The following is a 12,704-nucleotide window of genomic DNA, read 5'->3' on the forward strand; positions in this document are numbered from 1 at the left end:
CCGGGCCCCTTCTCCGGCCGGTGCACGATGACCGCGGGCATCGACACCCCCGACCGCAGGGGCCGTACCGGACTCGACCGGGTCGGCCTTGACCTGACCGGAAACCCCCGGGTCAAGGTGCGGGACGTGACACTGCTGTCCTGCCACTGGTACGTGGAGCGCACCACGACGTTCGACATCCAGCAGGCCGACGGCACCTGGTCCACCCAGGAGCGCGAGACGCACGACCGCGGCAACGGCGCGACCATCCTGCTGTACGACACCGAACGTGAAACCGTGCTCCTGACCCGGCAGTTCCGCTACCCCGCGTACGTCAACGGCCATCCCGACGGCATGCTCGTCGAGACGGCGGGGGGCCTGCTGGACGAGGACGACGAGCATCCGGAGGTGGCCGTACGGCGCGAGGTCATCGAGGAGACCGGGCACACGGTCGGCGAGGTCCAGCGGGTCTTCGACGTCTACATGAGCCCGGGCTCGGTCACCGAGTGCCTGACCTTCTACGCGGCCTCCTACGGTCCGGCCACGCGGACCCACGAGGGCGGTGGGCTGGACGAGGAGGGCGAGGACATCGAAACCGTCGAACTGCCCTTCCGCCAGGCCCTGGGCATGATCCGTACCGGCGAGATCGCCGACGCGAAGACCATCATGCTGTTGCAGTGGGCGGCGCTGGAAGGGCCGTTCAGCGCGGGCGCCTCAGCCGGGTAGGTGTACGCGGCGGCCGGGCGCCGTCCCTGCGGGGGCGGCGCCCGGCCGCCGACAGTGCGGGGGCGGAGAGGCGCTCAGCGGAGCAGCAGTTGGACGAGCGCGACGGTGCCGATCGTCACGATGAGGGCGCGCAGGACCACGGGGCTGAAACGGCGGCCGACCACCGCCCCGAGCTGCCCGCCGAGCGCGGAGCCCACGGCGATCAGTGCGACGGCCGTCCAGTCGAAGTCCGCGACGAAGAGGAAGAAGGTCGCGGCGACGGTGTTGACGACGGCGACGAGGACGTTCTTGACGGCCGTGAGGCGTTGCAGCGTCTCGTCCAGGAGCACCCCCATCAGGGACATGTAGATGATCCCCTGCGCTGCCGCGAAGTAGCCGCCGTAGACGCTCGCGAGGGCCATACCGACGAACAGCAGCGGGCCGCCGTCGCCCCGGCCGGGGGCGCGGTCGTCCGGGCCCGGGGCGCCGACGGCGGCCGACGCGCGGCGACGGCGCAGACGCCTGGTGATCAGCGGCTGGAACGCGACCAGGACGAGGGCGAGGCCCACCACGACCGGGACGATCCTCTCGAACGCCGACGCGGGCAGGGCCAGCAGCAGGGTGGCGCCCGTGAAGCCGCCGAGCAGGGCGCCGACGCCCAGTTTCAGGATGCGCCGCCGCTGGCCGCGCAGTTCCTTCCGGTAGCCGAAGGCGCCGCTGACGGCGCCGGGTACCAGACCGAGCGCGTTCGAGACCGTGGCGGTGACGGGCGACAGTCCGGTGGCGAGCAGCACCGGAAAGGTGATGAGGGTCCCGGACCCCACGACGGTGTTGACGCCACCCGCGCACACGCCCGCGACGAACACGGCGACGGCCTCCCACGGCGTCACGTGACGCCCCGCCGCGCACGGCGGCCGTCCGCGGACGGCCGGACACCACGGTCAGGACGGCGGAGGAGCCGGTGAGGGACGGTCATGGGACCCATGCTGTACGGCCAACCCTTCGGCGCTCCCCGACAGGTCCCGGCCGCTTCCGCCCGGCCCCCGTGTGCCGACGGCATGCCGAAGGCCGGGGCGGCGCCACCGTCGACCGCCTCGCCGGGCGACAGGTCATCCGAACCGTGAGACGTCGCCGGCTCCCTTGCGTACGACCTCGGCCTCGCCGCTGGAGAAGTCGATGACCGTCGTCGGCTCGGTGCCGCAGTCCCCGGAGTCGACCACCGCGTCCACGACATGGTCGAGCCGCTCCTTGATCTCCCAGCCCTGGGTCATCGGTTCCTCCTCGTCGGGGAGCAGGAGGGTGCTGGACAGGAGCGGCTCGCCGAGTTCGGCGAGCAGGGCCTGGGCGACCGTGTGGTCGGGGATGCGAACGCCGACCGTCTTCTTCTTCGGGTGGAGGAGCTTGCGCGGGACTTCCCTGGTCGCGGGAAGGATGAAGGTGTAACTGCCGGGCGTGGACGCCTTGATGGCCCGGAACACGTCGTTGTCGATGTGCACGAACTGGCCGAGCTGCGCGAAGTTCTGGCACACGAGCGTGAAGTGGTGCCGGTCGTCGAGCCGGCGGATGGAGCGGATCCGGTCGATGCCGTCGCGGCTGCCCAACTGGCATCCCAGTGCGAAACAGGAGTCCGTGGGGTACACGACGAGCGCACCGTCACGGATGGAGTCGGCGACCTGGGTGAGGGTTCGCTGTTGAGGATTCTCGGGATGAACGTCGAAGTACTTGGCCACCCGTCGAGCTTATGCTCTCGACCGCCGGCGGGGACGCAGGTGCCCTGGGGGATCTGTGGGGCGCTGGTGGGAGTTCGGTACCCACCAGCGCCGCCGGTCAGTCCCTGAGCCGGTCGATCTGGCGGATCTTGTTGGTGGCGTCGAGCGCGGCGACCTTGTAGGACTCCGCGAGGGTCGGGTAGTTGAAGACGGCGTCGACGAGGTAGTCGACCGTGCCGCCGCAGCCCATCACGGACTGACCGATGTGGATCAGCTCGGTGGCACCCGTACCGAAGCAGTGCACGCCGAGCAGTTTCCGGTCGTCGGGGGAGACGAGCAGCTTGAGCATGCCGTGCGAGTCGCCGATGATCTGACCCCGGGCCAGTTCGCGGTAGCGGGAGATGCCGACCTCGAACGGCACGCGGTCCTCGGTGAGCTGGTCCTCGGTCCGCCCGATGAAGCTGATCTCCGGGATGGTGTAGATGCCGATCGGCTGCAGGTCGTGCATGCGGTTCACCGGTTCGCCGCACGCGTGGTATGCCGCCGTACGCCCCTGTTCCATCGAGGTCGCGGCGAGCGCAGGGAAGCCGATGACGTCACCGACAGCGTAGATGTGCGGCACTTCGGTGCGGTAGTGCTCGTCGACCGTGATCCGGCCGCGCCGGTCGGCGGACAGACCGGCCTTGTCGAGGTCCAGGTCGTCGGTGAGGCCCTGTCGCCCCGCGGAGTACATCACGGCGTCGGCCGGGATCTTCTTGCCGCTCTCCAGGACGGTGAGCGTCCCCCGCGGATGGCTCTCGACCGCGGCGACCGTCTCGCCGAAGCGGAAGGTGACGGCGAGGTCCCTGAGGTGGTACTTGAGCGACTCGATCACCTCGACGTCGCAGAAGTCGAGCATCCCGGGGCGCTGTTCGACCACGGTGATCTTGCTGCCGAGGGCGGCGAACATGGAGGCGTACTCCATGCCGATCACGCCGGCCCCGACGATGACCATGGAGCGGGGCACGCGCTCCAGGTTGAGAACGTTGTCGGAGTCCAGGATGGTCCGCTCGTCGAACTCGACGGTGGCCGGCCTGGCAGGCCTCGTGCCGGTCGCGATGACGATCGTGTCCGCGCTCAGCATCCGGTCGTGGCCGGTCACTTCGCGCAGCGCGACGGTGTGGTCGTCGACGAAGCGGCCGGTGCCGGCGAACAGCGAGACGTGGTTGCGGGACAACTGGTTGCGGATGACGTCGACCTCGCGGCTGACCACGTGCTGGGTGCGCGCGGTCAGGTCGGCGACGGTGATGTCCTCCTTGAGCCGGTAGCTCTGGCCGTACAGGTCCCGCTGCGTGAGACCGGTGAGATAGAGGACCGCCTCGCGCAGCGTTTTCGAGGGGATGGTCCCGGTGTGGATGGAGACCCCGCCGACCATGTCGGGGCGGTCGACGACGGCGACCCGGCGGCCGAGCTTGGCCGCGGCGATGGCGGCCTTCTGGCCGCCCGGGCCGGATCCGATGACTAGCAAGTCGAAGTCGCGCACCCTCGGGAGTCTGTCAGCCCGAGGCTGTCGCACGAAAGGGTGAACAGGGGTCAGTTGCCCCCGCGCACGCGAACCGGGCCGGCTCGTGGCGGAGCGGTCACGGCCGCTCGGGAGCGCCGGGGCCCGGAACCCGTACCGGGCAGGCGGATCAGCGCGCCACGGTACGGGCGACGCGGAACCCCACGTCGTCCACCTGGTAACTCGGGTGGCTGCGGCGCCGTGCGGACGCCCGGCAGCTCCAGTGCTCGTCGAACCATCCGCCGCCCCGCAGCACCCGGTAGGTGCCGTAGACCTCGGCGTCGTAGACGTCCCAGCACCAGTCCCAGACGTTGCCCAGCATGTCGTGCAGGCCCCAGGGGTTGGGCCGCTTGCCGCCCACGTCGTGGACGCGTTCCTGGGAGTTGTCGCGGTACCAGGCGATCTCGTCGAGCGGCCCGTAGCGCGGACCCGGCGTGCCGGCGCGGCAGCCGTGCTCCCACTCGGCCTCGGTGGGCAGCCGGTAGCCGTCGGCGGCCGTGTCCCAGTCGATGCCCTCGCCGTCGGCATGAATGGAGTAGGCGGGGGTCAGCCCTTCGCGCCGCGACAGGGCGTTGCAGAACCGGACCGCGTCCCACCACGAGACACCCTCGACGGGCAGGCGGTCACCGTCGGCGGCGCTCGGCCGCGCGCCCGTGACCCGGGCGTACAGCGCCTGCGTGACCGGGAAGGCCCCGAGCCGGTAGGGCGCGAGTTCGACGGACCAACTGCGCTGCGTCCGCCGGTCCGACAGCGTGACCTGCCCCGGCGGCACAGCGATCATCTCGTTCACCGCACGTGTGTCCATGAGCAGGCAATCCTACTGACGATCACGCAGGCCCGTGGTTCGTGGTGGCACGTACCGCGCGACTATGCCAAACTCATCCGCCCGCCGGACTCACCCAGGTGCCCTGCTCGGCGGAGCGTGCCATGGCGTCCAGGGCGGCCGCGCTGTGGACGGCGTCGTCGAGGGTGGCGCCGTGGGGGGTGCCCTCGGCGACCGACCGCAGGAAGTTGTATGCCTCGATGACCTTGAGGTCGTCGTAGCCCATGCTGTTGGCCGCGCCCGGCTGGAAGGCGCCGTACTCGCCGTGTCCGGGGCCGACGTACAGGGTGCTGACCGGCTGGTCCTGGTACGACGTACCGCGGCTGACGCCCAGTTCACCCATACGACGGAAGTCCCAGGAGACCGCGCCCCTGGTGCCGTGGATCTCGAAGCCGTAGTTGTTCTGTTCGCCGACCGAGACCCGGGAGGCCTCCAGGACCCCGCGGGCGCCGGAGGCGAAGCGCAGCAGGCAGGACACGTAGTCCTCGTTCTCCACCGGGCCCAACTCGCCGCCGGTGGAGCGGGTGTGGCCGGCCGTGGCGCCGGTGGGCCGGGCCCGTTCGGGGACGAAGACGGCCGTGTCGGCGGTCAGTGACGCGATCTCGCCGAGCAGGAAGCGGGCCAGGTCCACGCCGTGCGAGGCGAGGTCGCCCAGCACTCCGCTGCCGCCGCGCTCCCGCTCGTACCGCCAGGTCAGGGCGCCCTCGGGGTGGGCGGCGTAGTCGCTGAAGAGGCGGATGCGGACGTGCGTGACCGTGCCGATCTCCCCGGCGGCGACCAGCTCGCGTGCGGCCGCGACGGCAGGCGCGTTGCGGTAGTTGAAGCCGACCGTGCCCTGGACACCCGCCTTGGTGACGGCGTCCGCGACGGCCCGCGCGTCCTGGGCCGTGAGGCCGACCGGCTTCTCGATCCACAGGTGCTTGCCCGCCTCGGCCATGGCGACGCCGATCTCCCGGTGCAGGAAGTTGGGGGCGGCGACGCTCACGGCCTGGACCCGGGGGTCGGCGGCGACCTCCCGCCAGTCCCGGGCGGCCGTGGCGAAGCCGTACCGCTCGGCGGCCTCCTCGGCGCGGCCGGGCACCTCGTCGGCGACGGCGATCAGTTCGGGCCGTACGGCAAGTCCCGGGAAGTGGTGCGGCACGCGTGCGTACGCCTGGGTGTGCACCCGCCCCATCCAGCCGAACCCCACGACGGCGACGCCGAGCGTACTTCCCATGACTGTCCTTCTTTGGATCGGTCCAGAACCATTCCGGCTCACATTGGAGTCCGTAACAGCAGGTGTCAACCCCTTTGACTAAACGGTGGGCGCTGTGGAACGGTCCATTTCATGAGACCACCGACGATCCGTGATGTCGCCGACCGGGCCGGAGTGTCGAAATCCCTGGTCTCGCTCGTGCTGCGGGGCTCCGACCGGGTGCGCCCCGAGAAACGGCAGGCCGTGCTGGCCGCCGTCGAGGAGCTCGGCTACCGGCCCAACGCCGCCGCGCGCAGCCTCAGCGAGCGGCGCGCACACCCCCAGGCCCTCGATCACGCCCGCTCAGGGGGCACCCCCATGGTGGGCGTGCTCCTGAACGACATGCGCAACCCCTGGTTCGTGGAACTGCTGGACGGCCTGAACTCCGTGCTGGACGCCCGCGGCCTGCACATGCTGCTGGCCGACGGCCACCTGAACCGGCGACTCGGCGAGGACCTCACCCGCACCTTCACGCACCTGCGGGTCGACGGCCTCGTCGCGGTCGGGACGCTGCCCGGCCCCGAGGCGCTGCGTACCGCGGCAGGACAGTTGCCGACCGTCGTCGCGGGTGCCCGTGAACCGGTGCTGCCCCGCGCGGACATCGTCGCCAACGACGACGAGTACGGTGCCCGTCTCGCCACCGAACACCTCATCGGGCTCGGTCACCGGCGCATCGCCCACATCGCCGGGCAGGGGATGGTCGGCGAACTGCGCCGCCGCAGCTTCGAGACCGTGATGCGCGAACACGGACTGGCCGACTCCGCCGTCGTGGAGCAGGGCGACCTGACCGAGGAGGGCGGGTACCGGGCCACGGTCCGCCTGCTCAGCGCACCGCGGCGGCCCACCGCCGTGTTCGCCTTCAACGACATCGCCTGCGTCGGCGCGCTGTCGGCCGCCGAGGAGCTCGGACTGCGGGTGCCGCGGGACCTCTCCCTCGTCGGCTACGACAACACCTACCTCGCCCGGCTGCGGCACCTCTGGCTCACCACCGTGGACAGCGCGGGCCACGACGTCGGACGCCGCGCCGCGCAGTGCCTGCTCGACCGGATCGCCGACCCGGCCCGGCCCGCACAGGTCGTCCTCACCGCGCCCACCCTCGAAGTGCGCGGCACGACCGCGGCACCGCCGGGAGTGGGCGCCGACCGGCGGCCGTCCTGACCGGTGCCCGGTGCCCGGTGCCTGATGCCCGATGCCGTACGGGGCCGCGCCTCAGAGCACGGCCTCGACCTCGAACCCGGCGTCCGCGATGGCGGCGCAGACCTTGGACCCGTCGAACGCCTCACCGGTCACGGTCACCGACCCGGAGCCGACGTCGATTCCCACGCGGTCCACCCCGACGACCTTGCCGATGCGGGATTCGAGCGTGTCGGCACAGCGGCCACAGGTCATACCCGTGACGTGGTAACGCTGTTCGGTCATCGTGCCTCGTCTCTTCCCGGCGGGCGCGCCCGCGCCGTGGAGCGGTGCCGGGAAGTCATACGGGCCTGCGGACAGAGGCGTTCAGTACGGTCCCGCACGGTCGGCGAGCCCGGATCGGGGCCGGGCCCGGGGGCCGGGCCGGGGCTCGCGGTGAGCCGGCCGTCCGTGGCCGTCACGTTCGGCGGACCGGAGAACTCGTGCGCGTACAGGCCCGTACACCTGTCGTCCGACCGCGCGGCGGCCGTGCCTGGGCGGCGGGTGGGAAGCGCCCGCCTCAGCCCGCCGTCGCGCCGTCCGGCAGAGCGCGGTTCAGGATCGCGTTCAGGTTCGCGGAGGAGGGGAGTGTGCCGAAGGCGTGTCCCCAGTCGCCGCCGAGCCGGGTCGCGCAGAACGCGTCGGCGACCGCTCCCGGTGCGTGGCGGACCAGGAGAGAGCCCTGCAGTGTGAGAGCCATCAGTTCCACGAGCCGACGGGCGCCCGTCTCGATGTCGCGCAGGCCGGCCAGCTGGTCCCTGAGCCGGGTCACCGCCGCGTCCAGGCGGGCGTCGGCGCCGTGTGCCAGGGCGAGTTCAGCGAACAGGGCGTCGGCGGTGTCGGGTGCCCGGCCGAGGGCGCGCAGCACATCGAGGGCGTTGACGTTCCCCGACCCCTCCCAGATGGAGAGGAGGGGAGCCTCGCGGTAGTGGCGGGGCATGCCGGACTCCTCCACATAGCCGTTGCCGCCGAGGCACTCCAGCGCCTCTGCGGTGAACGCCGGGCCCCGCTTGGTCACCCAGTACTTGCCGACGGCGGTGGCGATCCGCCGGAACGCCGCCTCGTGCGCGTCACCGCGGATCGCGCGGTCGGCCGCGCCCGCGAGCCGCAGCGTGAGCGTCGTGGCGGCCTCCGACTCCAGCGCGAGGTCGGCCAGTACGTTGCGCATGAGCGGCTGGTCGATCAGCGGCGCACCAAAAGCACTCCGGTGCCTCGTGTGGTGGCCGGCCTCGACGAGGGTCTTGCGCATCAGCGTGGCGCTCATCATCACGCAGTCGAGGCGGGTGCAGTTGACCATCTCGATGATCGTCTTGACGCCCTGCCCCTCGGGGCCGACGAGCCAGGCGAGGGTGTTGTCGAACTCCGGTTCCGAGGACGCGTTCGAGCGGTTGCCCAGCTTGTCCTTGAGCCGCTGGATGCGGAACGTGTTGCGGCTGCCGTCCGGGAGGACGCGCGGCACGAGGAAGCAGGACAGGCCGCCGGGCGCCTGGGCGAGGACCAGGAACAGGTCGCACATCGGGGCGGACGTGAACCACTTGTGGCCGCGCAGCGTGTAGACGCCCGGCTCCGCGGTCGGTGAGGCTGCCGTCGTGTTGGTGCGGACGTCCGAGCCGCCCTGCTTCTCGGTCATGCCCATGCCCGCCAGCAGTCCGCGCTTCTCGGTCGGAACCCGCAGTCCCGGCTCGTAGACGCGGCTGACCAGTAGAGGTTCGTACACCGCTGCCAGCTCGGGCTGCCGCCTCAGGGCCGGTACAGCGGCGTAGGTCATGGAGGTGGGGCAGCCGTGCCCGGCCTCGGTGTGCCCCCACACCAGTCCGCCGGCCGTCCGGACCACATGGGCGCCGGGCCGGTCGTCGGCCCAGGGCGCGGCGGCCAGCCCCTCGGCCACCGCGGTGCCCATCAGGCGGTGCCAGCTGGGGTGGAACCCGACCTCGTCGATCCTGTTGCCGAACCGGTCGTGCGTACGCAGCTCGGGCTCGTGCCGGTTGGCCTGTTCGCCCCACTCCTGGGCCTCCTCGCCGCCCGCCATGCGGCCCAGGCGGCGAAGGTCCTCCTCGGCCCAGCCGGCACCCTCGCGGCGGAGCCCTTCCAGCAGTGCCGTGTCCTCGGCTGCGTCGTACGGAGCCAGGGCGGGGGCCTGATTGGTGACGTCGTGCGTGGCGGACTGTTCCGGTGTGAGTATCGGGACCATGCCCGTAATGTTGCATGAATCCTACGGTTGCAGCAATGACGTAATAGTCATCTCTTCCCGATCGGGGGTTCCCGGCGTGGGCCCGGCGCTGCCGTGCCCACGGCCCGGCTTCCCCGACCGGGCACAATGCCGTCCATGCGGATGAACGAGCCCCAGTCCTCGGCCGGCCCCGAGCTGCGCCCGTTGTCCGCGCGATCCGTGGTCCTGAGCCTCCTCCTTGGCGTGCATCCGCCCGCCCTGCCGGTGCGGGACCTGGTCCGCGGTGTGGAGCCGTTCGGGATCGCCGGCTCCACCCTGCGGGCCGCCCTCAGCCGGATGGTGACGGCGGGCGACCTGCGACGCGCCGACGGCGTCTACCGGCTCAGCGAACGGCTCCTGGAGCGACAGCGCCGCCAGGACGAGGCCGTGCACCCGAGGACCCGGGCCTGGGACGGATCGTGGGAGACCGTCGTCGTCACCGCCACCGGTCGCGGGCCCGCCGAACGGGCGGAACTGCGCGCCGAGTTGTCCGGCCTGCGGCTGGCGGAACTGCGCGAGGGGGTCTGGCTGCGGCCCGCCAACCTGCGACGCCGATGGCCCGACCGCCTGAACGACCTCACCCAGCGGTTCACCGCACGGCCGGAACAGCCCGCACGCGCCCTGGCCGAGAGCCTCTGGCCGCTCGACGAATGGGCCGACGCCGCCGACTCCCTGCTGGCGCACGTGGCCCGGACCGAACGCCCGGCCGACCGCTTCGCCGCCTTCGCCGCCGTCGTCCGGCACCTGGTCACCGACCCCGTCCTGCCCGGCGAACTCCTCCCCGCGAACTGGCCTGCGCCGGCTCTGCGAGCCGTCTACGCCGACTACCGGGCAGAGGTGCTCGCGGCGCTGTGAGGGGCGGCGCTGTGAGGGGTCCGGCCCCCGTCGAGGGATCGCGCGGAGTGGGCCAGGCGGGGCGTTCCCGGCGGCCGGCCGAGACCAAAACCCCGCGCCGGAGTGCGGAGTTGCTCCGTACGATCGCCTCGTGTGCTTCTACGCGATGACCTACTACAAGCTGCACTACGCGTGTGTGTCGTGCCGTGTCAGCTTCAAACGGCACGCCCATGCCGAGCGGAGCCACCGCTGCCCGAACTGCGCCCGCGCTCTCGTGAGGGCCGGCCACGACTTCGCGCCGCCGCCCCGGCGGGACGTCCGCGCGTGGTCCGCCGTGGCCGCGGTCCTCGACGCGGGCCTGCGCTACGAAGGGCTTTCCGTATGCGGGTGCGGCAAGGAGCCGAAGTACCGCCCACGTACGCGCGCGCAGGTGCGGGCGCGTCGCGTCGTGGCCGTGAGGGAAGGGCTGCCGCTGTCCGAGGCCCTGTCCCGTGCGGACCCGCAGACGCCCTCGGCGGACTGACCGGGCAACCCCGGCCAAGGATGTGGACCTCGTCGCCGACGGGGCGGATGCCCGAGGTGACGAGGCCGGCGCGCTTCCTGTGCCGGGTTCACGGCTCCGCTTCCCGGGACAGGCCCCGGGCCCCGCGGGCGTGACCCTGCGAAACCGGCTGGGCGGCACCGGTGTCTAGGCGGCACCGGTGTCGGCGGCGTCGGCGGCTGTCGAGCGGGAGGCCACCCGTTCGGCGACCGCCGCGGACAGCTGTTGCCGCAGGGAGTCGGGCAGCGGTTCGCCCTGGACGGTGGCCACTGCGGCCTCGGCGAGGTGGTGCAGTTTGATGTTGGCGTTCTGGGAGACCGTGACCAGCACGCTCCACGCGTCCTCGGGACTCAGGCCGAAGGAGGCCATCAGGACCCCGCGGGCCAGGTCGATGACCGGCCGTGTCTGCATGGCGCGCTTCAGCTGGACGACTTCGACCCGCAGATCCTGCTCCGCGTCGACAGTTTCGACGGCGTCGACGGCGTCGATGGCGTCATCGGACAACGGACTCTCCTCCGTGGTGCTGTGCGTCGCGCCGGGCCGCGGATCCTGATCCCGGAGTTCCTTGTCCGAGCCCGCGACGGGCGCGGGCGCGAACAGTGACGATGTGTCCGTGAGGGTGAGCAGCCGCTCGACGGCGGGACTCGCGGACCGGACCACGACCGTCTTGCCGTCCGCCAGCGCGCGACGGCGGACGTGCAGCAGGACGTTGAGGCCGCAGCAGTCGCAGAAGTCGACCCCGGTGAGGTCGAGATCCACGCCGCTGACCGATTCGCCGAGGGCCGTGCGCAGGGCGTGCTGCAGGCACGGGTAGGTGTCGATGTCCACTTCGCCGGTCGCCGTGAGGGTCATCCGCCCACCGGCGGCGTGGGTCTCGATCTGCAGGGAGGCCGCCGGGTGGCCCCGCGCGGTGCCGGACGGCTCCGCGCAGGGGGCGGCGTACCAGCCCCCCAGCTGCGCAGAAAGTACTGGTTCCGACATGGCAGCCGCTCCCCGGACATCCGCCGTCACTACTCCTCCAGATTCCGCGCTCCACTTTCGCACGTCAAGTGATACACGAAAAATCTTTCACCCTTTTGTTTGCGTGAATGACAGGTCGTATGCTGTCCGTCATGGGCGAAGTACCTGAGACACATTCCGGCTGGACGTTCCTCACCAATCACGCCCGGGTGCTGGCCGCGATCGCCGAAGACCAGAACACCCGTATCCGGGACATCGCAGCGCGCTGCCGACTGACCGAGCGAGCCGTTCAGAAGATCATTTCCGATCTGGAGCAGGGCGGCTATCTCACCCACACCCGGCAGGGGCGCAGCAACGAGTACCGCATCGAGCCGGGGACGATCCTGCGACATCCGGCCGACGCCGGTCTCACCGTCTCCGACCTGCTGTCCGTGCTGGCTCAGCACGACGCCCAGCGGGACGCGACACCCCAGTGGATGCGGACGGCGAACGTGCAGGAGCAGGGCTCCCCGGTCGACCAGTGACGTCGCCGGCGCCGTCGGTACTCCGGCGCCCCTCGGCGGCTCGATCCGCACCCGGACACGTACAGGTGTGGTTCCACCCGTACGGGGGACCGGCAGGGGTGGCGGAGACGCGACCCGCACGCGGTCAGGGGACGAGACAGGCCCCGGCGCGGGCCCTTCGAGAGCGCCCGGCCTTCGACGACGCCCGGCCCTTCGCGGGCGGCGGGGTGCGTACAGCGGCGCCTTCCACGTCACTCGGGTGACGAGGAGGGCCGCGCCGCACCGAGTGCGCGGCCTCCGCCGAGGACGGCACTTGTGCGAGGAGCCAGGGAAACAGTCGCCGATGGGCCGGCCGGCCCACCCCGCCGAGATGGCACCCGCCTTCGTCTTCCTCGCCTCCCAGGGGGCGAGCTTCATCACCGCGGAGGTCGTGAACGCCACAGGCGGTACGCCCCTGCCCTGACGGAGTCCGCACCGGCGGGGAGGTGCCGTCC

14 protein-coding genes are annotated in these 12,704 nt (G+C 71.6%); 6 read left to right on the plus strand and 8 right to left on the minus strand.

Annotated features, from left to right (window positions below):
• The first annotated feature begins 27 nt into the window (after nucleotides 1–27).
• Nucleotides 28–705, plus strand: coding sequence for an NUDIX domain-containing protein (locus KUF83_RS20090; protein WP_217456475.1), 678 nt, complete (start codon nucleotides 28–30; stop codon nucleotides 703–705).
• A gap of 74 nt (nucleotides 706–779) precedes the next feature.
• On the opposite strand, the gene KUF83_RS20095 is transcribed toward KUF83_RS20090, so the two are convergent.
• The 5 genes from KUF83_RS20095 to KUF83_RS20115 all read right to left on the minus strand — a co-directional run bounded on the left by KUF83_RS20095 (nucleotide 780) and on the right by KUF83_RS20115 (nucleotide 5,972).
• The gene (locus tag KUF83_RS20095; RefSeq protein WP_217456118.1) at nucleotides 780–1,574 is read right to left on the minus strand and encodes a sulfite exporter TauE/SafE family protein; all 795 of its coding nucleotides are present in this window, start codon (nucleotides 1,572–1,574) and stop codon (nucleotides 780–782) included.
• Nucleotides 1,575–1,793: 219 nt separating this feature from the next.
• Nucleotides 1,794–2,414 (minus strand): L-threonylcarbamoyladenylate synthase, encoded by a 621-nt coding sequence (locus KUF83_RS20100; RefSeq protein ID WP_217456119.1) that lies wholly within the window; start codon nucleotides 2,412–2,414, stop codon nucleotides 1,794–1,796.
• A 97-nt stretch (nucleotides 2,415–2,511) separates the two neighbouring features.
• Nucleotides 2,512–3,915 (minus strand): Si-specific NAD(P)(+) transhydrogenase, encoded by a 1,404-nt coding sequence (sthA, locus tag KUF83_RS20105; protein WP_217456120.1) that lies wholly within the window; start codon nucleotides 3,913–3,915, stop codon nucleotides 2,512–2,514.
• Nucleotides 3,916–4,063: 148 nt separating this feature from the next.
• Entirely contained in the window at nucleotides 4,064–4,738 is a 675-nt protein-coding gene (locus tag KUF83_RS20110) for an SUMF1/EgtB/PvdO family nonheme iron enzyme (RefSeq protein WP_217456121.1), read from the minus strand.
• A 73-nt stretch (nucleotides 4,739–4,811) separates the two neighbouring features.
• Nucleotides 4,812–5,972 (minus strand): Gfo/Idh/MocA family protein, encoded by a 1,161-nt coding sequence (locus KUF83_RS20115; RefSeq protein ID WP_217456122.1) that lies wholly within the window; start codon nucleotides 5,970–5,972, stop codon nucleotides 4,812–4,814.
• Nucleotides 5,973–6,083: 111 nt separating this feature from the next.
• Between KUF83_RS20115 and KUF83_RS20120 the strand changes: the two genes are divergently transcribed.
• Nucleotides 6,084–7,148 (plus strand): LacI family DNA-binding transcriptional regulator, encoded by a 1,065-nt coding sequence (locus KUF83_RS20120; RefSeq protein WP_217456123.1) that lies wholly within the window; start codon nucleotides 6,084–6,086, stop codon nucleotides 7,146–7,148.
• Nucleotides 7,149–7,199: 51 nt separating this feature from the next.
• Here the strand turns inward: KUF83_RS20120 and KUF83_RS20125 are convergent, their stop codons facing one another.
• Nucleotides 7,200–7,409 carry a heavy-metal-associated domain-containing protein gene (locus KUF83_RS20125; protein ID WP_217456124.1) on the minus strand — a complete coding sequence of 70 codons (210 nt, stop codon included), beginning with the start codon at nucleotides 7,407–7,409 and terminating at the stop codon, nucleotides 7,200–7,202.
• A gap of 274 nt (nucleotides 7,410–7,683) precedes the next feature.
• The gene (locus KUF83_RS20130; RefSeq protein ID WP_217456125.1) at nucleotides 7,684–9,354 is read right to left on the minus strand and encodes an acyl-CoA dehydrogenase family protein; all 1,671 of its coding nucleotides are present in this window, start codon (nucleotides 9,352–9,354) and stop codon (nucleotides 7,684–7,686) included.
• Between the two features lie 135 nt (nucleotides 9,355–9,489).
• Between KUF83_RS20130 and KUF83_RS20135 the strand changes: the two genes are divergently transcribed.
• Nucleotides 9,490–10,227: a PaaX family transcriptional regulator C-terminal domain-containing protein gene (locus KUF83_RS20135; protein ID WP_217456126.1), complete on the plus strand. Its 738-nt coding sequence runs from the start codon at nucleotides 9,490–9,492 to the stop codon at nucleotides 10,225–10,227.
• A 130-nt stretch (nucleotides 10,228–10,357) separates the two neighbouring features.
• Nucleotides 10,358–10,729, plus strand: a complete 372-nt coding sequence (locus KUF83_RS20140) for a hypothetical protein (protein WP_217456127.1) — start codon at nucleotides 10,358–10,360, stop codon at nucleotides 10,727–10,729.
• Between the two features lie 165 nt (nucleotides 10,730–10,894).
• Here KUF83_RS20140 and KUF83_RS20145 read toward each other — a convergent pair whose 3' ends face one another.
• The gene (locus KUF83_RS20145; protein WP_217456128.1) at nucleotides 10,895–11,728 is read right to left on the minus strand and encodes an anti-sigma factor antagonist; all 834 of its coding nucleotides are present in this window, start codon (nucleotides 11,726–11,728) and stop codon (nucleotides 10,895–10,897) included.
• Between the two features lie 131 nt (nucleotides 11,729–11,859).
• Between KUF83_RS20145 and KUF83_RS20150 the strand changes: the two genes are divergently transcribed.
• Together KUF83_RS20150 and KUF83_RS42820 are read left to right on the plus strand one after the other, a co-directional pair.
• Nucleotides 11,860–12,231 carry a helix-turn-helix domain-containing protein gene (locus KUF83_RS20150; RefSeq protein ID WP_217456129.1) on the plus strand — a complete coding sequence of 124 codons (372 nt, stop codon included), beginning with the start codon at nucleotides 11,860–11,862 and terminating at the stop codon, nucleotides 12,229–12,231.
• Between the two features lie 67 nt (nucleotides 12,232–12,298).
• Entirely contained in the window at nucleotides 12,299–12,673 is a 375-nt protein-coding gene (locus KUF83_RS42820; protein ID WP_308403067.1) for an SDR family oxidoreductase, read from the plus strand.
• The last annotated feature ends 31 nt before the right edge of the window (nucleotides 12,674–12,704 follow it).

Source organism: Streptomyces sp. BV286, from assembly GCF_019090165.1.
Taxonomy (GTDB): domain Bacteria; phylum Actinomycetota; class Actinomycetes; order Streptomycetales; family Streptomycetaceae; genus Streptomyces.

What these genes read in the sequence shown, in the direction of transcription:
- KUF83_RS20090 (WP_217456475.1), top strand. Translation starts at nt 28, where the DNA reads ATGACCGCGGGCATCGACACCCCCGACCGCAGGGGCCGTACCGGACTC.
- KUF83_RS20110 (WP_217456121.1), bottom strand. Translation starts at nt 4,738, where the DNA reads ATGGACACACGTGCGGTGAACGAGATGATCGCTGTGCCGCCGGGGCAG.
- KUF83_RS20115 (WP_217456122.1), bottom strand. Translation starts at nt 5,972, where the DNA reads ATGGGAAGTACGCTCGGCGTCGCCGTCGTGGGGTTCGGCTGGATGGGG.
- KUF83_RS20120 (WP_217456123.1), top strand. Translation starts at nt 6,084, where the DNA reads ATGAGACCACCGACGATCCGTGATGTCGCCGACCGGGCCGGAGTGTCG.
- KUF83_RS20125 (WP_217456124.1), bottom strand. Translation starts at nt 7,409, where the DNA reads ATGACCGAACAGCGTTACCACGTCACGGGTATGACCTGTGGCCGCTGT.
- KUF83_RS20130 (WP_217456125.1), bottom strand. Translation starts at nt 9,354, where the DNA reads ATGGTCCCGATACTCACACCGGAACAGTCCGCCACGCACGACGTCACC.
- KUF83_RS20135 (WP_217456126.1), top strand. Translation starts at nt 9,490, where the DNA reads ATGCGGATGAACGAGCCCCAGTCCTCGGCCGGCCCCGAGCTGCGCCCG.
- KUF83_RS20145 (WP_217456128.1), bottom strand. Translation starts at nt 11,728, where the DNA reads ATGTCGGAACCAGTACTTTCTGCGCAGCTGGGGGGCTGGTACGCCGCC.
- KUF83_RS20150 (WP_217456129.1), top strand. Translation starts at nt 11,860, where the DNA reads ATGGGCGAAGTACCTGAGACACATTCCGGCTGGACGTTCCTCACCAAT.